Consider the following 20449-nt stretch of genomic DNA (forward strand, 5'->3'; position numbering starts at 1 on the left):
TGAAGGGCCAAAGAGCCACTGCTTTATATAGCAGCAGAATGGGAGAACACAAAAATCAGCCAAAAAATCCAGTGCAAGCCATCAAACCCGCATGTGGTCGAAGTGAAAAGCCTGAATACGGGCCTGAATATCCTTGGCCGACAGCTTCTCACGAATGGCCGCCTGCACTAGGCCCGGTAGCTCATCGTCGCCGGCAAAGCGGAGCGACAACAGTTGCTTGAGTTGCAGTTGCTCTTCCAGCGGGCGCAAGCTCTGGCCAGTAATTTCGAAGTAGCGCTGCCGCACTTCTAACCGAATAAGGCGGTCTTGCAGGGTAAGAGCGTAGTGCTGGCGCAGCATCACTAGGGCGCCAAAACCAACTACTGCTAACAGCATTACCGTAAACCACAGCCGTGAAATCTCGGAGTCGTCGCCGGCTACGGCTAGGTAGCGCCTGACGCTGTAGATCAATAACACCAGCGCCGCCGGCAGCAACACAAAGTGGTGCAGCGGGTAATACATGGGCGTGTTCTTGGTAGGCTGGGCAGGAGGCATAGAACAGGAAGTTAGGGATATAAAAAAGGGTCGGACTGGTAAAAAAACGGATTTGGCCTAGGGACAAAGGGCCATGCAGGACCGGCAAAATAGGAAAACTACGTTCTGCTGGGAAGGAGGGGTAGGCAAGAAAAAGCAGGAAGCAAGAAAACTCCGACCGGAGCCGGAGTTTTCAGTACTGAGCGGTGGCGTGGGCTACAGGGAGGCTGCTTTGCGAGCCTCACGGGCCTTGCGCTTTTCGTCGCGGGCTGCCTGCTTGGCCGCTGACTCCTGGCGGCGGGATTCTTTGGCTGCACTTTGCTGGCGCTTCAGCTCCAGCTTTTGCTCTTTAAGCTGCCGTTTCTGTTCGCGCATGGCGTTTTCCTGGTCCCGCACCTGGGATTTGGTTTGCTCCACGCTGCTGCGCGTTGCGGCGGCTTCCTGCTTGCGAGCGTCGAGGGCAGCCTGGGCTTCGGCAGCGCGCTGCTGCTGCATCTGCAAGCGGGCTTGGGTTGAGTCGGGGGCCGTTTGAGCCTGGGCCGCGTAGCCACCTAGCAGGGTAGCAAGGGCCGTAAGGAGAAGAAACTTTTTCATAAGAGGGGGAAGAAACCAAGTGAGTTTCTAGCCGCTAATACGAAAATCCCCTGAACTCGGGCACCTACTGAAAACGCGCGGGTGCGAAAGGGCTAGCGCTCAACGTAGTCCAAATCTTTGCCGAAGCTCTCGGGCAGGGTGCTCACGGCCCAAAAGGCAATTAGCAGGGATACAAAGCCCAGAATGGCAGCGCTGCCCACCAGCCCAGCCGGCCCGCGCAGGGCCTGAAACAGCGGCACTAGCAGCACCACCGAACCCCGGGCAAAGTTGGGTGCCGTAGTTGCTACCGTAGCCCGCAGGTTGGTGCCGAACTGCTCCGCCGCCACCGTCACGAACAGCGCCCAGAAGCCCACGGAAATGCCCAGCACGAAGCAGGCGGTATAAAACGCGGTAGGCGAGGCTCCCCGCAGGGCAAATAAGTACACGCCCACCAGCAGCCCGCAGAACACGAGAAACAGCTGCAAGGCCCGATTCCGACTGCGCAGCACTTGGCTGAGTGTGCCGCTGGCAAAGTCGCCGAACACGAGGCCGAAGTAGCACCAGAACACGGCCAGGCCCGCCGTAACGGGGCCAGTTACGCCCAGACCGGCGCCAAACTCTGGGGCCAGCGTAATCAGGATGCCCACCACAAACCAGAGTGGCACCCCAATCAGTAGGCACTTCACGTAGCGGGCTAGCCGGGCGCGGTTAGTGAACAGGGCCAGGAAGTTGCCGCGCTCCACCTCGCTTTTCTTAGCCTGCTCAAACAGTCCCGACTCGTACACGCCTACCCGCAGGGCCAGCAACGCCAAGCCCAGGCCGCCACCCACAAAATAAGCGTTACGCCAGCCCAGAGCCTCGCCAACCCAGTACGCCAGCATGGCCCCCGATACGCCCACCGTAGCTACAATCATGGTGCCGTAGCCGCGCTTTTCCTTGGGTAGGGTTTCGGAAACCAGCGTAATGCCCGCGCCCAGCTCGCCGGCCAGCCCAATGCCGGCAATTAGGCGCAGCCAAGCGTACTGCTCAATGGTTTGCACGAAGCCGTTGGCCAAATTAGCCAAAGAGTAGATCAGAATGGAACCGAATAGCACCGAAAGCCTGCCCCGCTTGTCGCCCAGAATGCCCCACAGAATACCGCCGAGCAGCATGCCACCCATTTGCATGTTAATCAGGTAAAGACCCTGGTTGGTAAGCTCTTCGGTGGCCGTAATGCCTAGGTCTTTCAAACTCTGTACCCGTACAATGCTGAACAGGATCAGGTCATAGATGTCCACGAAGTAGCCCAAGGCAGCCACCACCACAATGGCGCTAAGCAGTCCGGTGGGGCGGGTAGGGGTAGGAGAAGGCGAAGTATTCGTCTGCATGCGGGAGAAAATTGGGGCCCGCAGATTACGAGTTTTTTTCGGCAGTGAAATGCCCAGAGGCTGTGTGTTACCGCTTTGTAGGGTATGGAGGTGTTATAGAACGGTATCGTTGCTCCTCTTAGAACCAGACTATGTAAACAACTGCAGTCTGTAAATACCCACAAGAACGTTGTGCACAGCATAGCGAAGCACGACATGAGGGGTTGTATTTCCTGGCTGCTTCCTCTATTTATTCCGTTGCACCCACCACGAAAACTCGAACACATCTTACGCTACCTGCTCGTCGCAGCAGCCGTGGGCGCCCATGAGGGGTAGGTCGTCTTCGAGCTGTATGGTGCAGTGGCTGATGTTAAATTCGTGGAGTAAATCGTGCTGCAGCTCGCGCAGGAAAAGGTTGCCGTTCTGGCCGCCGGGGCGCACTAGGTGGGCCGTGAGGGCCGTATCCTGGGTGCTGAGGGGCCAAATGTGCAGGTCGTGGAGGCTACGCACCCCAGGCCGGGCCAGCAGAAAACGCCGGACGGCGGCCACGTCAATATCGGCGGGGGCTGCCTGTAGCCCGAGCTGTACCGTTTCGCGCAGCAGGCCCCAGGAACCCACACCTACCACGGTCAGAATCAGGAAGCTGATAACCGGGTCGAGCCAAAGCCAACCCGTAACGTACACCAGCGCCCCGCCCACTACTACCCCCACCGACACGAGCATATCAGTGAGCATGTGCAGATAGGCCCCGCGTACATTCACGTCGCCCTTTTGCCCGCGCCGGAACAGCCAAGCCGTGAAGCCATTAACCAGGATGCCCAGCCCGGCCAGCGCCATTACCACGGTACTATTGACCGGTGCGGGACTGCGCAGATGGTCGATAGTATCCCAGAGAATGAAGCCTAGGGCCAAGTACAACAGGGCAGCATTGAGCAGCGCCGCCTGAATGGTAGCGCCCTTGTAGCCGTAGGTGTAGCGCTCCGTGGCACGCCGCTTAGCCAGCAGCGCCGCCCCCCACGCCAAGGCCAGGCTTAGCACATCCGACAGATTATGGCCCGCGTCGGAAAGTAAGGCGGAGGAGTTGGCCCACAAGCCTCCCGCCGCCTCGCCGGCCACAAACAGCAGGTTCAGCGCAATACCCCCAGCAAAAGCCGGCCCGAAGTTGCCGTCCGCGGGCGGGCCATGGTGGTGATGCGCGTGGTCGTGGCCGTGATGGTGGTGCGCCATAAAAACTGGAATGACAAAAGAAACGGACCGTACTAAGTGGCAACGGTACCAAAAGCCGGCGGCAGAAATAGCGTATTTCTATCCTGCTAAAAATACGCTATTTCTGCCGCGGATCTGGAAAACAAGCCGGGTGCTGGCCGTAGTTCAGGGTAGGCTACTTAAAGCTCAGCGGCACCACCAGCTTCACGCTCAGGGTACGCCCCATGTTAAACACGCCCTGCCGGCCGGTGGTATAGTTGACGGCCGTATACTTCAGGCGGCTCAGGTGGTTTTGGTAGGCCACATCGAAAAGGTTGTTAGCCGCCACGTACAGCGAGAATAGCGTGCGGTCCTTGGCCGACACGATGTCCGCCCCCAGCCCGGCATTTACCAGGGTGTAACCAGGGGTAGGCGTTTCCGTGTCAAAAGCCGAGAAAATGCGGTTTTGGGCAAAATTATGCTCCACTGTGCCCCGGGCGTACAGGTTGTGCAGGCGCGAGTTACCAACCTTCCTGAAATTCACCCGCAACTCCGACTGCAGCCGATCGGCCGGAATAAAGGGCAAGTTGCGCTGGCCCTCCGGCTGGTCGAACTGCACGGCCCGCACCATGGAAAAGGAGTTTTCAAAGTGCAGCCAATCCAGCGGGTGGGGGTGCAAATCCACGCTGACCTCGCCGCCCGCCAGGCGCGCGTCGCCCTGGCCGTAGCGGAATACCCGGTCACCTTCCAGGGAAACCGAGTCGGCGCCGCTAGGGGTAGCCAAGCTGCGCGGGAAGATGTAGTTGCTGATGCGGTTGCGGAATACATCGGCCGAAAAACTGACGTGGTCGGAGGTGAAGTTCAGGCCTCCGTCTAGCTGGAAGCTGGTTTCGGCCTTCAGGTTGGGCTCCCCAATTTCGTAGCGCACCGTGCCCTCGTGTTTTCCATTGGAGCCCAGCTCAGCAATGTTGGGCGCCCGGAACCCCCGGGCTACGTTGGCTTTCAGCAGCAGCTTGTCACTGAGGCTGTAGGCGCCGCCCACGCTGCCGCTCACGTTGCGGAAGGTGCTTCGGAAGGCTTCGAATTTCTGGTCGCCCTGCCCAGATGGTACGGGCTGCTCATTGGCGTCCAGGTACAGCGCGTCGGCGGTAATACGGCGGATATCGTAGCGCAGGCCGCCGCTTATATCCAGCTTACCAAAGGTTTTCTTCGTGACGCCGAACACGCCCCCGTCCAGCAAGCGGTAGGCCGGAATCAGGAATTCCACGCCTTTGTTCTGATTTTGCTGTTGCATGCCGCTGGTGCCAAACGTAGTGTTCCAGCCGTTTAACTCGGGCAGAAACCAGCGCAAGGCGTAGTCTACGGTGCGCAGCTGAAAGAACAGGGATTTCTCGTAATAATCTTCCGGGTTGCCAAACTCCCACCGCAGGTTTTGCTGCCAGCCCACGTTAAGCGTTAGGCGGTGCTGACCCAGGATAAAGTTATTGTCGGTGCCCAGGCGTAGGTGGTTGATTTGCTGGCGCGGCACATCCAAGCCGTAGCCCGAGAAGCCGCTGCCCGTCACTATTTGGGTTTCGCCCAGGTCGTTGGTGCGCAGGAACTGCCCCGATACCGAGTCCCGCTCGCCCTCAATCAGCCCCAGAATTTGGTTAAAGCTGTTGACGGTAAGGTGGGAATAGCCCCAGCTTTTGTTCAGGCCCACGTAGCCGCTGCCGTTCAGCTCTCGGAAACCCGAGTTATACACCCGGCCGTCGTAGCGGTTGCGGTAATCGGCGGCTACCTTGCCCGAGCCGCGCACCTGCCAGTTAAAGCCGTTGAGGTTGCCGGCATTCCAGACGGAGTAGCCCTGCTGGTAGTTATTGGTTTGGTAGTTAGCCGTTACCGAGCCCAGAATGCGGCCGTCCGCTACGGGGTCGGGGGGCAGGAAGTTAATAACGCCCGCCAGCCCATCGGAGCCATATAATAAGGAGCCGGGCCCCTTAATAATTTCGGCTCTATCAATGCTGAACTCGTCAATTTCAATGCCGTGCTCGTCGCCCCACTGCTGGCCTTCTTGCTTGGCGCCGTTGTTAAGCGTGATGACGCGGTTCGAACTCAGCCCCCGAATAACGGGCTTACTGATGGCAGCCCCGGTAGTAATTTGGTTGAGGCCGGGCGTGTGCGCAATGGCATCAATGGCGTTGGTAAAGGCCGTTTGGCGCAGGCGAGTTTGGTCTACCACGTTGGTGGGAATGGGCGAGCGGCGCATTTCCGTGCTAGCCGAAACGCCCGTGACAACAACTTGCCCAATCTCGGTTTCTGCGGGCGTGAGGGCTATGTCCAAAGGTTGGCCTGTGCCGGTATCAACGGTGCGCACCACAGCCGTGTAGCCCACAAAGCGCACTTGCATTAGAAAGCGCCCGCGCGGCAGGTTAGCGAACTGAAACGTACCGTCGGTGCCCGCCGCGGTGGTCTGCCGCAGGTCAGGGAAAACAACGGTAGCACCCGGCAACACCTCACCGGTAGCGGCATCGGTAACGCGGCCGGTTACAAGTGGGGCGGCCACGCGGGCCGCACGCACCGGCACTGGGTTGGCGGGCGCCGCAGGGCTAGGCGAAACAACTGAGGTTTGTGCCGCTACGCTACCAGAAAGCAGCAGCAGCCCGGCAGTTAAGGAAAACTGAGGCATAGAAAGGTTATTTACCCGAAGCCAATGAATGGCAGGTGAATGGGAAAAGCTGCCCGGGGGCGAAACCAAGGAAAGCACCAGCCAGAAACCGATGCCTTCCCTCAGTTTCTCCACAACCAAACAGGGAGAAAAACGCTGAAAATCGGGGAAGCGAACCGGGCTGAGTTCTGCGTTGGCAGTTGTGCAGCGCCACGAACAGGGGCGCCAGCTAAGCCAGACAAGGCACATAATGCCCGCCGCAGCTTTACAGAAGAGGGAGAAAGCGAGGCAACCGCCTGCTTGCGCTAGGTGGCGCTGGGCGTGCCGGAGGTAACCTCAACGGGCACTTGAGTATGGACGAACAACCAGCTACCACCGCTCAACTGGCCAGAAATAGCCCTGAGCGCACAAGATGCTGACGACGCTAAAGGCGCCGCAACTCACTGCTGGAATTGAAAAACTGCTGGAGCAGCAGTGCGCTTACGCCTCGCGCGGCGGGCCACGGAGGTAGGCGGTAGCCGGCAAAACGGCGGCCCAAACTACCGACGATACTAGCGGGGGTAGAGTAGCGAATTGCGGGGCGCTGCCATCAAGCAGCGCCGGGAGTACAGCCGGCTCAAAAGCTGACTTAAAGAACTGATCTGCGTCGCAGTGCTGGTGCTTGGCTGAGAGCAGGGCCTTGCCTTTCGGCCACTTCAGGGCCTGCGTGGGCTCCTCGGTGGTGTGCTGGTGAGCGTGCAAGGCTAGTACCCACGCGTCGGGCAGCAGCACCCGCACAAAGCACAGGAGCAGCACAAGAGCCAGACGAGAACGAAAAGTACGCATTTGCAACGTTGTAGCAGCAGTAAAGCAAATGTACTGGTAAAAGCGAATTACGAAAGAGTAGCGTAAAAAAATTGCGTAGTCATGATACCATAATAATTACGCAGTAATAAGGAAATAGTACAATCGTAGCTTTGTATGTATCAAGATAAACAGAAATTGACATGAAAGCATTGAAAGCTCGTCTGTTGTTACGCATAGCGCGCTACTTGCGTCCTCAGATTAAACAAGAGGAAAAGTCAGACCAGGAGCAACTATTTGTGTAGTCTCCTATCTGAGATGTAAGAACAAGGACATTCTAAAAACTGATCTTAGGTAAGCTGTTGGCACCTTATCAGGCAATAAAGCCTGGTAAGGTGCCATTATTTGTTTTGGTTGAACGTTCCCATCGAGAAAGGCTGCTCCAACTCAAACGGCATAATCAGGGTATCTGTCGAGCAGAATATAGGGATTGACGAAATGTAATTTTATTCAGATAAGCACTTTTTACTTTTATGGTTGTTGACGTAGTAATAGTACCCGGTTTTTGATTTTTGTTATGTTTTTTGCGTTTGGTTCGCTTTTGGTTCATCTGGAGCCAACACTACAGTTACTACGGTGGGAGTGGTGCGGGCCTACTTCAACGGGCGAGTTTCAAGCTGTATTTAAGAAGTTAGTGGCATACTCGAAGCGCCACCAGGTAACTAGCTGGCTAGCGGATGTGTCCCGCATGGCCCCAATTGGCACCGATGAGCAGGCGTGGCTAAGTGAGGCGTGGTTGGCCGAATTTGCCACCGTAGGAATTCATTCTGTGGCCCTCATTATGCCCTTGGGCCTTCACAACCAGCTGGTAGTAGAGAACGTCCTGACGGATGGGCGGCGGTATGCGCGGGCTGAGGTGCAATTCTTCTCAGATATTCCGGCCGCCCTCGATTGGCTTGCACCTACCGTTGCGCAGGCCCTTGACTTAGAACGGCAGTGGGAACACGCGAAGTTGCAGCCTACTGCCGAGAGCCTGTTGTTGCTATAAGAAGCAATTTGACCGCGAGTAACTGTTGCGCTTTACTACCTGATAATCCAACTTTGAAACGACCACAGCTGAGATGCTCTCAGATTGGGAAAGTTAAATAAAGTCAAGCAGATATCCTTTGTAATCTCGGCTATAAAAGGTTTGTCTGCTAAAATGTGCAATTGACCGGGTGTTGACTTGAGGTGGCCGAGTTGCTTAATTTGCAAGTTTTCGACCTAGTAGTATTGACTTGTTATTCGCCGCAAAACTGTTGGCGACGCGCATGGTGTTATGGGTAATTTGGACGAAAAGCTAGTGAATAACGATTGTTTCCAGATCTGGTACGAAACAGACCACGGTCTACTACAGGTGCATTGGCGGGCGCTATCCTCCACGCATCAGGCAAAGGACTGCCTGCTGGGTGTGCTGGAAAAAGTACGCGCCCAACGTATTCAGCGCCTGCTGCTCAACTTAGATGGCATGCCTGAGTTATCGGTGCTAGATTGTTACGTGCTAGAGAAGCGCGTACAACAGCAGTTGCCGGGCCTGCAGTTGCAACAGCTGGCGCTGGTTCTCACGTCGTACATGCAGCATCAGGCCTTGCTGGAGTCCAGCGTGGTGTCTCCGCCCTTTGATATGCAGGTCTTCGACGACAGCGCTACGGCCTTGGAATGGCTGCAACAATCCAGTAACGCGGAAGGCGCGCGGTGGACAGTGTCACACAACGCATACGAGGCTGCCTAGCGAATACACCCTACTCTACACTGCACATAAGGCCACGGGCTGCCAAGCTGGCAGCCCGTACGGGGCTGGAACAAGGTTTGAAACGCGCTGCCGGCACGGCTACCGCCCCACAAGGCGGGCAAGTCGTCATGGTTTTCGTTTCATTCAACTTTCCTGACCTGTTATGCAAGAGAAAGGTAGCATCTCGATTCATACCGAGAATATCTTCCCCATCATCAAGAAGTTCCTGTACTCCGACCACGAAATCTTCCTGCGCGAGTTGGTAAGCAACGCGGTAGATGCCACGCAGAAGCTGAAAAGCCTGGGGCAGCTAGGGGAGTTCAAAGGCGAGCTGGGGGAGCTGAAGGTGAAAGTAAGCGTGGACAAGGAAGCCCGCACCATCACCATTTCGGACCGCGGCCTGGGGATGACGGCCGAGGAAATTAAAAAGTACATCAACCAAATTGCCTTCTCCGGGGCCACTGAGTTTGTAGAGAAGTACAAGGAGAAGGACGCGGCGGCTAAAGACCAAATCATTGGTCAGTTTGGCTTGGGCTTCTACTCGGCTTTTATGGTAGCCAAAGAGGTAGAAATCTTCTCTAAAAGCTACAAAGACGATACTGAAGGCGCCCACTGGGTATGCGATGGTAGCACCGAGTTCAGCCTCGAAACGACCGACAAGGCCGACCGGGGTACCGACGTGGTCCTGCACGTAGCCGAAGACTCCGATGAGTTTTTGGAAGCGGCGCGCCTGAAAGGGATTCTCAACAAATACTGCAAGTTCCTGCCGGTTGAAATTGAGTTTGAGGGCGAGGTAATCAATCAAACGGCTCCCATCTGGACCAAGCAACCCTCGGAACTGACCGATGAGGACTACGTGAAGTTCTATCAGGAGCTGTATCCTTTCTCGGAGCCGCCCCTGTTCTGGATTCACCTCAACGTAGACTACCCCTTTAACCTGACGGGTATTTTGTACTTCCCGAAAGTGAAGGACGAGCTGCAGTTCCAGCGCAACAAGATTCAGCTGTACTCGCGCCAGGTGTTCATTACCGACGAGGTGAAGGACGTAGTGCCCGAGTTCCTGATGCTGCTGCACGGCGTTATCGACTCGCCGGATATTCCGCTGAACGTGTCGCGGAGCTTCCTACAGGCCGACGCAAACGTGCGCAAGATCAATACCTACATCACCAAAAAGGTAGCCGACAAGCTGGCTGAGCTGTACCGCAAGGACCGCGCGGGCTTCGAGGAGAAGTGGTCCGACATTGGTCTGTTCGTGAAGTACGGCATGCTCTCGGACGAGAAGTTCTACGACAAGGCTAAAGATTTTGCCTTGGTGCAGAACACGGCTAGTAAATACTTCACACTACCTGAGTACCAAGAGTTTATTCAGGCCAACCAGAAGGATAAGAACGACCAGACCGTTGTGCTATACACCTCCGACCCGGAGGCCCAGCACGCCTACGTACAGTCGGCTACGGAGCGGGGCTACGACGTGCTGAAGCTAGATGCGGTACTAGACCCGCACTTCATTGGGCAGTTGGAGCAAAAGCTTGAAAAGACCACTTTCAAGCGGGTTGACGCTGATACGGTTAGCAAGCTTATTGAAAAGGACGAGGCGACAGAAAGCGTGCTGAGCGAAGATGACAAGACCAAGCTGCAGGACGTGTTCAAGCAGGCCATCAGCAATGAGCACATGCACGTGCAGGTAGAAGCCCTGTCGCCCCAGGATGCGCCGGTGATTATCACGCTACCCGAGTTTATGCGCCGCATGAAAGACATGCAGCGCGTAGGCGGTGGGGGAGGTATGCAGATGTTCGGCTCCCTACCCGACTCCTATACCGTAAGCGTGAATGCCAACCACCCCGTAGCCCAGCGTGTACTGCAGGCCGAAGGTGAGGCAGGCTCTACGCTGGCCCGTCAGGCATTCGACTTGGCTTTGCTAGCCCAAGGCCTACTGAAAGGCGAGGCGCTAACTGCCTTTGTGAAGCGTAGCGCCGATTTGCTAGCCGCGGAGTAGTCTTAGAAAGTCTTTAAAGTCTATGTTGGTACAAAACCCCGGTGGCCTAGGTTGCTGGGGTTTTGTCCTTGTAAGGAAGGCGCCCGTTACTTAGGTGCACTTGCCTATGGGTTCGAGTATGCAGGGCGTCGCAACTGGGCACCAAATCCCTATATCTTTACGTTCGATGCTGCGAATCCTGCCTTCTACTTTAATGCGTCTGTTACGTCCGTATGCTCTATTGCTTCTACTGGTACTAGCCGTAGGAGCCTGCTCCAAAAAAACGGTATCGTTTAATAGCCGCCCGGAAGCAGCCGGGGGGCTTACCCTTGCGGACACGCTGACCAAGGCCCGTGACACGACCAACGCCCCGTCGTTGGAAGCTCAGCGCGTAACCATGACCAAGGAGCAGGAGCGGGCAGCTAAGGAGAAGGAAAAAGCCGCCCAGCGCAAGCCCCGCAAGAAAAAGAACATCTTCCTGGGGGAGCAAATCAAGAAGGGTTATGTGAAATCTGGACCCAAGGGTAAAAACCAGGCGGTTGAAATTTTCTACTACCTGCGTGCTTTCCAGCAACCCAACGTGTACGCCCCCGCCCGTTACGTATTTGACCCCAAGAAGCGCCGTATTTTTAAAGCGCCGCCCGGCGAGGTTGATGGCAGCCAGCTGAAAGTGCTGCACGGGCCCTACAAGAAAATGCAGGGAGGAAAAGTGGTTGAAACCGGTTTTTACGCCGTAGGCACCCGCCACTTACGCTGGGAGAAATTCACCCGCGACAATATTCTAATCAGCAAAACCCATTATGAAATGGGCTTCCCGCGAGACGCCAACGTCACGTACTACGATGCGGGCCAGAAGCAGGTAAAGGAGGTTATTCCGTACGTGAACGGCAAGCTGGAAGGCGACTACGTGCGCTACAACGAAAACGGCCAACTGGAGTGGGTAGGACAGTTTGAGAATGGCAAGCGCATTGGAACCTGGAACCGCTACTGGGGTTTTCGGAACACCCGCAACCGCCTGCGGTACGAGTATGAATACGGCGAGTCTGGCTACGAGCCCGAAGTGACGGAGCCCGTACTGGTCAAAGAGTACAACCGCAACGGTGTGGCTATTTTCGAGAAGGACAAGTTCGATAACCGGGACAAGCCCGACACGTCTCGTCCGGGCGCTAAAAACTAAAGTAGTGCCGCGCGTTTGGGTCGTGAAAATGGCAGCTTAATAAAAAGCATCCCGAAAGTGCTCCACACGTAGCCCCTCGTGGGTGGGTTGCAGGGCCAAGATGTCAAAGCGAATGTCGCCGCGCCACTGTAGCTGTTCCTGTACCTGCTCGGCAGCCAGGCGCAACAACTGACGCTTGCGCTCCGTGACGAATTCTTCGGGGTGGCCATACAGCGCAGAGGAACGCGTTTTAACTTCCACGAACACTAGTAGCTGAGTGCCTTGCCGCACAATTAGGTCTACCTCCGCCCGGCGGTAGCGGTAGTTGCGGTATACCAGTTCGTATCCTTGCGCCAACAAGTAGCGCAGGCCAATTTCTTCACCATCATGCCCAAGTTGGTGGGAGGGTATACGCATGACAAAAGCCGGGTAAGCCAAGGAGAACAGCAGCCAGATACACTGGTTTGGGACTAAATCTAGTACCTTTGACTGTTTCTACACGGAGAAGGTGAGTTCTTCAGGCGCGGATGTAACCCGCTAATGAGGAGCTTGCCAGGCTTGAAAAGCAAGGAGAAAACAGCCAAGAAACCGTAGCTGTTGGCTACTTCCTTTCGGGCCCCTTTCCTTTCGCTTTGCCACATGACCATGTACTCCGCCTGCGCTAGTTCGGATTCTACGGGCACTTCTTCTACCCCAGTCGGTGCTGTTAATGTAGCTGCCACCGGACAAAACCGCCGGGTGGAAGTACGGCGTTTGGGAGTAGGTGAATACCAGCCGACTTGGGACCTGCAGGAGCAACTGCTGGCCGATACCTTAGCGGTGAAAACTCGCAACCGCCAAGCTGCCGAAACTGGTGCCTTGCCTGAGCCAACTCCTAATTACTTACTGCTTTGCGAGCATCCCCACGTGTACACGCTGGGAAAAAGCGGTAAACCCGAGCACCTGCTCCTAGATGAAGTTGGCCTAACGGCTCACGCGGCCACATTCCACCGCATCAACCGCGGCGGCGACATTACGTATCACGGTCCCGGGCAGTTAGTTGGCTACCCCATCCTCGACCTCGACAACTTCTTCCCTGACATTCACCGCTACCTGCGCGTGCTAGAAGAAGCCATCATTCTTACTCTGGCCGAGTATGGCGTACGAGCTGGTCGGATTGCTGGCCTGACGGGCGTCTGGATTGATTTTGAGGAGGGGGCTGCTAACCCGCGGAAAATATGCGCGCTGGGCGTGAAGTGCAGCCGCTGGGTGACCATGCACGGCTTTGCCCTCAATGTCAATACCAACTTGGCCTACTTCGGTCACATCGTGCCCTGTGGCATCACTGATAAGGCTGTGACTTCCTTGGAGCAAGAACTAGGACGGCCCGTACCCCTAGCAGAAGTGCAGGACCGGTTGCTTCCGCACCTGAGCCAGTTGCTAGGTGCCGAGATGTACGAGAACAGTTAATCCATGAAAAAAGACATCGTTTTCGACCCCGTTGAAGGAGTGTCCATCACCGTAGTGCCCGATGACAACGCGACAGAAGCCTCAGAAAACCAGTTGGGCTGGCAGGTGTACCTGTTGAATCACAACGACTTCGCCTTGCAGAATGTCATTGTAAGCTCTAAGGGCTATGGGGTTGACCCGGAAGGAGAACCAATCCGTACCTCAACCCTGCGGCACGTTATGTTGGAAGTGGAGCCGCGGTCTGCTGTGCTAATCGAGCCCATTGACCCAGCTTTATTCCACCTGAACAATCAGTACTGGGTGAGCTACTATGTTGACTCGAAGATTTTTGATAAAAAATTCATCTTCGTTCCCGACTCCATCGTTTCTGACAACTTAACGCACATTGCTTTGCTGGAGCGGCCGGGCGTACTGCATAGTTAGCCGTATCTTTGCCTCTCAATTACCTATCCCATCCTGGGATACATCTTACCGTAAGCGCCGAACCGCAATGAATGCACTCGGAATTCAGTTGGGTCTGTCCTCCCTATGGGCGTTTCTGGTGGCATTGTTCGCCGTTCCGTCCATTATATACATTGCCCACCTGAAAAACATGCTCGACACGCCCAATGTGCGGACCGTGCATGAGTCGCTTACTCCGCGTTTGGGCGGAGTAGCTGTATTCGCTGGCTTTATGTCGGCCCTTACCATTTTCGCTCCCCTCAACAACGGCGTACAGCAACTGCTAGCAGGCTGCATCGTGCTGTTTTTTGTGGGTCTGAAAGATGACCTAGTAAGTATTTCGGTTTCCAAGAAGTTTGTGGGTCAGCTCCTGGCTACCGGCATCGTCATGATAATGGCGGATGTGCGCATCACCAGCTTTCAAGGCATTTTGGGCATTCAAGAACTGCCAGTGGGCATTAGCTACGCCTTTACCTTCTTTGCCATCGTCGGAATAACCAACGCTATTAACCTAATTGATGGCTTGGATGGCTTGGCAGGATCCATCGTCCTGATTATCGTTAGCACATTCGGCTATTACTTTTACCAGTACGGGGGCGAGCAGTTTGGTAACTACGTATTCGTATCCGTTTGTGTAGTAGGAGGGATGCTGGGCTTTCTGCGCTACAACTTCCACAAAGCCACAATTTTCATGGGTGATACCGGCTCCCTGGTCTGCGGCTTTATTGTATCCATCCTGACCATTCAATTCATCGAGATGGGCCTGAAGGTAGGCCAGCCCTTTGCTTCTTCGGCACCATCCGTAGCGGCCGGCATTCTGTTCGTGCCCCTGTTTGACACCCTACGGGTATTCATTGTTCGGATGATGGCCGGCAGGTCGCCCTTTTCCCCTGATAAGAATCACGTGCATCACCGCATTCTAGCCATGGGTTTTCAGCAAATCAGCACGGTGGTGCTGCTGGGCCTGCTGAATGTGGTAGTGATTCTGTTCGTTATTAACTTTGCCTACCTGGGTAACACCTTGTTAATCTGCGCGCTAGTTGCTTTCTCCTTGGTGCTGAGCGTATTCCTGGGAGTGTATCACAGCCGGGCAGAGCGGCAGCGGGTAGCCTCAAATTAGTACGCCATATACCAGTGCGTAGCAGCAGCCTTCGTCGGTTTTGGGCCTTGCTCTGGCTAACTGGTCTGAGCCTGTTTCCGCTATTGCTTCGGGCCGCCGAATACCGGCCGTTGCCGCCGGCTCCGCGCGCGGGCCTAACCCAAGATTGGCTGATTCACGACGAAGCACGTAACCGCCTGGTCCTTTACTTATCCGACTACCATCCGCCGGCTCACGCCTACTATCAGTGGTTGTCAATTCGGCCTGCCAAGTCTTTGCCCATCAGCTTTACGGCCCGGGAAAGGCTGAGCTTATTCATTGATAACCGGCTCGTATTCACCGCCCAGACGCCAGCCACCTATACCCTGGACCTAGCCCGTTTGCTACCCCCGGGTAGCGTGCCAGGCCCTCATCTGCTGTGCGTGTGGCAGCCCGATGCCTCGCCCAACCTGGCTTCCTTTATAAACGCCGTGCCTGCTAAGCCTACGCAGGCGGGCAAATCCGCCGCCCTTCCCCTCGACGCCCAACCCCGTCCGCGCGGGCATCAAGGCCAGAATGTATTCGTTGGCTTTCTGCTGCTGATTGGCCTGTGTTATGGTGGCTTGCGGGCTACCTACCAGCCAGGTTTCACCCGCATCTATCAGCTAGAGGGCTTATGGGGCAAAGGCTCCGCTGAGCAGGATTTTCTAATCAAGCCCACGCTAACCTGGCTGAACCTAGTGTTAGTGCTGCTCTTCGCGCTTTCCTTTGCTTTGCTACTCGTTGCCATTCACACCAACATCCAAAGCATCGTTATTCTGCGTCGCCTATTTGATGTGGCGGAATCGGCAATTGTTGTGCGGGTATTGTTGTACACGGCCTTGGTAGCGGGGTTTGTACTTGGTAAATACCTATTTTTGGAGCTGATGGGCTACATTTTCGATGTAGCAGACTTGCTAACCATCCAGTACCGCGAGTTTATCCGCACCATCCTGTTTATGGGGCTGTTCCTGCCCGCCGTTATGCTCCTATATTTGGGTCTCAATCAGCGCCTACCCGAGACGGTACTGTGGGTTTCCAACGGGGTGGTTTCCTTGCTGTTGATTGGTACTGTGCTTCGAGTTGGGCGCACCTTGCATCATAAGACATCCTTACTAAATCTACATTTGTTTTCGTACCTTTGCGCCACAGAAGTGATTCCTTTGATCGTTCTGCTCAAGCTGATCGTTTTTACCTACTGACACACCTTGTACCGGCCTGCACCGGTTCTGCCCGCACCCTCTCCTTATTGCCTTAGATTTACCCTTTTTTCTACCTTATGGCCGAGAGCAAAGACAAACCGGGGACGGGCCGTCATGCCAAGCGTATCTCCAGCATTCTTGTCACCCAGCCAAAGCCCTCTAGCGACGTTTCCCCCTACTTTGCCATTGCCGAGAAGTACGGCATCAAGGTAGACTTTCGGGAGTTTATTGAGGTTCAGCCGGTTTCCTATAAGGATTTCCGCAAAGAGAAAGTCAACATTCAGGAACACACGGCCATTATTTTTACGAGCCGCAACGCCGTTGACCATTTCTTCCGCATTTGCCAGGAGGCCAAAATTGAGATGCCTGCAGAAATGAAGTACTTCTGCATCTCGGAGCAAACGGCTAATTACCTACAGAAATACATTGTGCTGCGTAAGCGCAAGCTTTTCGTGGGCCAGCGGACAGCTGCTGATCTGTTTGATGTTATCAAGAAGCATAAAGGCGAGCAGTTTCTGTACCCCTGCTCCGATATTCGGAAGGATGATATTCCGGAGTTTATGCGGGCAAACAACTTCAAGTTTACGGAAGCAGTTATCTATCGCACTGTAGCCAGCGACTTGTCGGATTTATCCGATGTGAAGTACGATTGCATTGCATTCTTCAGCCCGTCCGGCATCAGCTCGTTGTTTATCAATTTCCCTGATTTCGAGCAGGATGGAACGCGCATTGCTGCTTTTGGCCCCACTACCGCCAAAGCTGTGCTCGAAGCAGGTTTAGAATTAGATATTGAGGCTCCTCAGCCGAATGCTCCATCCATGACGGGGGCCATTGAGGCTTACATCCGTCTGCACCACGGGGCAGATGCCATGAAAGAGAAAAAGAGCAACAAGTAAAGTATCTGAGTAATAGGGTAAGAGGAGCAGCCACTACTGCTCCTCTTGCGTATACGCCGTGAAATGTTCTAGGCAGTTTTTTCGTTACATTTGAAGACGTCCTGCCTGCCGTTTTTCATCTGTTCCTGGCTTGTCGTTTATTGATATGAAGAGAAGTATACTCTGCCTTTGTGCAGTTCTGTTCATGGGTAAAGCTGTAGCTCAGCAGCAGCCTCAGTTCAGCCACTATGGGTTTAACGGCATGTACCTCAACCCTGCATACGCTGGGGTAAAAGGCTACGGTGAAATTACTGCTCTTGGCCGCTCGCAATACATCGGCTACAACGGCACCTTCGATGAGGGCGGCTCGCCTACCACTGCTTCTATTACAGCATCGTTGCCCCTACCTATCTTGGCTAGTGGCATAGGCATTGGTATCTATCGAGATAGAATAGCACAGCTCAACACAACAAATGTGCAACTGTCCTACTCTCGGCATCTTACCATTGGCGAAGGCCGGTTAGGCTTGGGTATCCAGGGTGTATTTAATAATATCTACCAAGGTAAATTCAGAGCCAACGACGAAAACGACATCCATGTGCCGTTAGAAGGTTCAGATGGGAAAATTGATGTAGGAGCTGGTTTATGGTACGAGGCGCCCAGGCTGTACGCAGGCTTAAGCGTTAATAATCTGCTACGCTCGGAGTATAAATTCAATAGCCAGGTTGCTACTAGCGGGCGTTCGGCCCGATATTTGAATGAGAATCATGCCTATCTAACAGCAGGTTACAATATTGACCTGACTTCATCCGTTGTCCTAACACCTACTGTTCTTGTGAAGATGGTATTGCCGGGCGAATTTGGGGATGAGGATAAGTTTTCCTTGCGTAATAACTCATATGAGCTTGGCGCAAGGGCTACTTTCGACGATCGGTACTGGGGAGGACTAGGATACCGATCTGGGGACGCGTTTACCGCTTTGGGAGGGATTAGCTTTGCTAAGGATAATGCATTGCGGTTGGGACTAGCTTATGACATAATTGCATTTGGCGAAGATGCGAAAGCATCTAGCTCATTTGAAATAATGTTGGGATACCGACTGCCGAAACCCGGTTTAAAAATTAAGCCGGCAATCCATACTCCACGGTACAGCTTCTAAGTTTAGGGCTTTTAAATAGAAAATAGCCCTTTTACAATGGTTTGCCCATTGTATCTCCAGGGGGCATTCAATAAATTGCTAGCCTTCTTCGTTAAGCTGGTCGTGAAAGTGATTCGTAGACAAACTGTTAGTGTTGGCCGATTGGCTTGTTTACGACCGGATGTTTTGCTAGATTTGCCAGCTCGGAAAATTGTAATCTTTGGGTATCGCCGCCTAGACAGTCTTTTTCTTTCTCACATGAACAAGTTTCTCTTATTGCCTCTCGTCGCGCTTTCGACGCTTATCCTGGGGGGCTGTGGTTTCGGTACTGGACCGCAAGGCGACCTAGTCGGGGCGGAGGACCGTCCGGAGTTTAACCCGCAGGAAGTTCCCTTCGGTATGGTGCCTTGCCCCGGCGGCACCTTCCATATGGGCCAGACGGACCAGGATATCTCGGCTTCCATGGTGAACATGAACAAGCAGGTGACCATCGCCGGCTTCTACATGGATGAGACGGAGATTACCAATAATGAATACCGTCAGTTTATGAATGCCATCCGGCAAGACTCTATCGATGTACTCGGCGAGGAGTACGTGATGACGGAGCTTTACCCGGATACTACCGTGTGGGTGCGTGACTTCACGTATCACATGGGTGACCCGCTCATGGAGTACTATTACACCCACCCTGCCTTCGATGATTACCCGGTAGTAGGTGTAGACTGGTTTGCCGCTAAGTATTTCTGCAACTGGCGCACCAAAAATAAGAACGCCGCCAACGCCGAGGCTGGCTTGGCTCCCACGCCGAACTTTCGTTTGCCTTCTGAAGCAGAATGGGAGTACGCTGCCCGCGGTGGCCGTGACCTAGCTACTTACCCTTGGGGCGGCCCCTACCTGCGTAACTCGAAAGGCTGCATGCTGGCCAACTTCAAGCCAGGCCGCGGTGACTACGCCTCTGACGGTTATGCCTATACTTCGCCAGTTGGCGCTTTCTTCCCGAACGATTTCGGCCTGTACGATATGTCAGGCAACGTATCGGAGTGGTGTGATGACGCCTATATGGAGGCTTCCGTGCCTGTAGTATGGGATATGAACCCAACTAACCCGGACGACAACGAACCGCGCAAAGTAGTACGCGGCGGTTCTTGGAAGGACATTGCCTACTTCCTTGAGACGGGTACCCGCAACTTTGAGTATCAGGACTCCGCCCGCTCTTATATCGGTTTCCGCACGGCGATGATTCAGATTGGTATGGGTTCCAACGGAGCCTTAAACTAAGCGGTTTCCTTACCCGTTCTGCCGGCTGCGGCTTTTCTCTGACTTGCGTTTCGACTTTTCACAATCACTCCAACTACCTTTTTTCAATCTTTTACAACATGGCAGCAAAGGGCGGTAACTTTTTCTACGATGTGGTGATGCCGAAAATTTACGGCATCGGGGCTGCAGTCGTAATTATCGGGGCTCTATTTAAAATTCTTCACTTGAAGGGTGCTGACGAAATGCTCATCGTTGGTTTGGGAACAGAAGCTCTGATCTTCTTCCTAAGTGCCTTTCAGCCCAATCCCAAAGAAGTAGACTGGTCGTTGGTTTACCCAGAACTGAGCGAGGGGTATGACCCTTCCACTGGCAACCCTAGCTTCCGCACTAACGCTATTGACAATGGTGGCACGGGCTTGACCCGCAAGCTGGACGATATGCTGAAGGATGCCAACGTAACTCCCGAGGCTATTGCTTCACTGGGCCAGGGGTTGAACCGCCTCAGCACCACTACGCAGCAGCTTTCTACCCTGGGTGATGCTACTAACGCTACCGAGGAATACACTTCGAAAGTTCGTTCCGCTGCCCAGTCGCTCGAGCGTATCAACGAGTCATACGCGCACACGGCCCAGGCTATGACGGCTATGGCCGATGCTACCAATGACGCCCGCGAGTATCACGTACAAGTTCAGAATGTAACCAAGAATCTGGGTGCTCTGAATGCTGTGTACGAAATGGAACTTCAGGACGCCAATACGCACTTGAAGTCTATGAACAAGTTCTATGGCACCCTGACCCAGGCCATGGAAAACTTGACGGAGGCCGGCAAAGAAACCGATCAGTTCAAGCAGGAAGTAACCAGCCTGACTTCGAACCTGAGCTCGCTCAACCGCGTGTACGGCAATATGTTGAACGCCATGCGCGCTACTAACTAATTTGCCAAGATTGTAATGATGGTGCCCGAGCAAACCTTGGGCGCTCTTCTTTCTACTCAGCAGTTATAGACACAGAGAGATACGAT

At 54.5% G+C, this 20449-nt stretch carries 19 protein-coding genes; 12 read left to right on the forward strand and 7 right to left on the reverse strand.

What is annotated here, in order from left to right; translation table 11 throughout:
* Positions 1-81 precede the first annotated feature (81 nt).
* The 6 genes from MWH26_RS00125 to MWH26_RS00150 all read right to left on the reverse strand — a co-directional run bounded on the left by MWH26_RS00125 (position 82) and on the right by MWH26_RS00150 (position 7089).
* Positions 82-534: a DUF6526 family protein gene (locus MWH26_RS00125; protein WP_244694544.1), complete on the reverse strand. Its 453-nt coding sequence runs from the start codon at positions 532-534 to the stop codon at positions 82-84.
* A gap of 195 nt (positions 535-729) precedes the next feature.
* The gene (locus MWH26_RS00130) at positions 730-1107 is read right to left on the reverse strand and encodes a hypothetical protein (RefSeq protein WP_244694545.1); all 378 of its coding nucleotides are present in this window, start codon (positions 1105-1107) and stop codon (positions 730-732) included.
* Positions 1108-1199: 92 nt separating this feature from the next.
* Complete coding sequence (locus tag MWH26_RS00135) at positions 1200-2453, reverse strand: MFS transporter (RefSeq protein ID WP_247975565.1); 1254 nt, start codon at positions 2451-2453, stop codon at positions 1200-1202.
* Between the two features lie 267 nt (positions 2454-2720).
* A complete protein-coding gene (locus tag MWH26_RS00140) occupies positions 2721-3659 on the reverse strand; it encodes a cation diffusion facilitator family transporter (RefSeq protein ID WP_247975566.1) in 939 nt (312 codons plus the stop codon).
* Positions 3660-3813: 154 nt separating this feature from the next.
* Positions 3814-6285, reverse strand: coding sequence for a TonB-dependent receptor (locus tag MWH26_RS00145; protein ID WP_247975567.1), 2472 nt, complete (start codon positions 6283-6285; stop codon positions 3814-3816).
* A gap of 459 nt (positions 6286-6744) precedes the next feature.
* Positions 6745-7089, reverse strand: coding sequence for a hypothetical protein (locus MWH26_RS00150; RefSeq protein ID WP_247975568.1), 345 nt, complete (start codon positions 7087-7089; stop codon positions 6745-6747).
* Positions 7090-7741: 652 nt separating this feature from the next.
* Between MWH26_RS00150 and MWH26_RS00155 the strand changes: the two genes are divergently transcribed.
* From MWH26_RS00155 to MWH26_RS00170, 4 genes are all read left to right on the forward strand, one after another.
* Complete coding sequence (locus MWH26_RS00155) at positions 7742-8095, forward strand: hypothetical protein (RefSeq protein WP_247975569.1); 354 nt, start codon at positions 7742-7744, stop codon at positions 8093-8095.
* A 270-nt stretch (positions 8096-8365) separates the two neighbouring features.
* Positions 8366-8818 (forward strand): hypothetical protein, encoded by a 453-nt coding sequence (locus MWH26_RS00160; protein ID WP_247975570.1) that lies wholly within the window; start codon positions 8366-8368, stop codon positions 8816-8818.
* Positions 8819-8981: 163 nt separating this feature from the next.
* Positions 8982-10814: a molecular chaperone HtpG gene (gene htpG / locus MWH26_RS00165; protein WP_247975571.1), complete on the forward strand. Its 1833-nt coding sequence runs from the start codon at positions 8982-8984 to the stop codon at positions 10812-10814.
* A gap of 193 nt (positions 10815-11007) precedes the next feature.
* Positions 11008-11970, forward strand: coding sequence for a toxin-antitoxin system YwqK family antitoxin (locus tag MWH26_RS00170; RefSeq protein WP_247975572.1), 963 nt, complete (start codon positions 11008-11010; stop codon positions 11968-11970).
* Positions 11971-12006: 36 nt separating this feature from the next.
* Here MWH26_RS00170 and MWH26_RS00175 read toward each other — a convergent pair whose 3' ends face one another.
* Positions 12007-12366: a YraN family protein gene (locus MWH26_RS00175; protein ID WP_247975573.1), complete on the reverse strand. Its 360-nt coding sequence runs from the start codon at positions 12364-12366 to the stop codon at positions 12007-12009.
* A gap of 222 nt (positions 12367-12588) precedes the next feature.
* On the opposite strand from MWH26_RS00175, the gene lipB reads away from it, so the two are divergent.
* The 8 genes from lipB to porL all read left to right on the forward strand — a co-directional run bounded on the left by lipB (position 12589) and on the right by porL (position 20363).
* A complete protein-coding gene (gene lipB / locus MWH26_RS00180) occupies positions 12589-13398 on the forward strand; it encodes a lipoyl(octanoyl) transferase LipB (protein WP_247975574.1) in 810 nt (269 codons plus the stop codon).
* 3 nt (positions 13399-13401) lie between these two features.
* The gene (locus MWH26_RS00185) at positions 13402-13821 is read left to right on the forward strand and encodes a hypothetical protein (RefSeq protein ID WP_247975575.1); all 420 of its coding nucleotides are present in this window, start codon (positions 13402-13404) and stop codon (positions 13819-13821) included.
* 67 nt (positions 13822-13888) lie between these two features.
* Positions 13889-14959 carry an MraY family glycosyltransferase gene (locus tag MWH26_RS00190; RefSeq protein WP_247975576.1) on the forward strand — a complete coding sequence of 357 codons (1071 nt, stop codon included), beginning with the start codon at positions 13889-13891 and terminating at the stop codon, positions 14957-14959.
* Positions 14960-15006: 47 nt separating this feature from the next.
* Positions 15007-16158 (forward strand): DUF4271 domain-containing protein, encoded by a 1152-nt coding sequence (locus MWH26_RS00195; protein WP_247975577.1) that lies wholly within the window; start codon positions 15007-15009, stop codon positions 16156-16158.
* Between the two features lie 77 nt (positions 16159-16235).
* Positions 16236-17054, forward strand: coding sequence for a uroporphyrinogen-III synthase (locus MWH26_RS00200; RefSeq protein WP_247975578.1), 819 nt, complete (start codon positions 16236-16238; stop codon positions 17052-17054).
* 145 nt (positions 17055-17199) lie between these two features.
* Positions 17200-18192, forward strand: coding sequence for a PorP/SprF family type IX secretion system membrane protein (locus MWH26_RS00205; RefSeq protein ID WP_262921996.1), 993 nt, complete (start codon positions 17200-17202; stop codon positions 18190-18192).
* A gap of 237 nt (positions 18193-18429) precedes the next feature.
* The gene (porK, locus tag MWH26_RS00210) at positions 18430-19449 is read left to right on the forward strand and encodes a T9SS ring complex lipoprotein PorK/GldK (RefSeq protein ID WP_188557926.1); all 1020 of its coding nucleotides are present in this window, start codon (positions 18430-18432) and stop codon (positions 19447-19449) included.
* A 98-nt stretch (positions 19450-19547) separates the two neighbouring features.
* The gene (gene porL, locus MWH26_RS00215; RefSeq protein WP_244694556.1) at positions 19548-20363 is read left to right on the forward strand and encodes a type IX secretion system motor protein PorL/GldL; all 816 of its coding nucleotides are present in this window, start codon (positions 19548-19550) and stop codon (positions 20361-20363) included.
* Positions 20364-20449: the final 86 nt, after the last annotated feature.

Origin of the sequence: Hymenobacter sublimis, assembly GCF_023101345.1 — a bacterium.
Lineage (GTDB): Bacteria > Bacteroidota > Bacteroidia > Cytophagales > Hymenobacteraceae > Hymenobacter > Hymenobacter sublimis.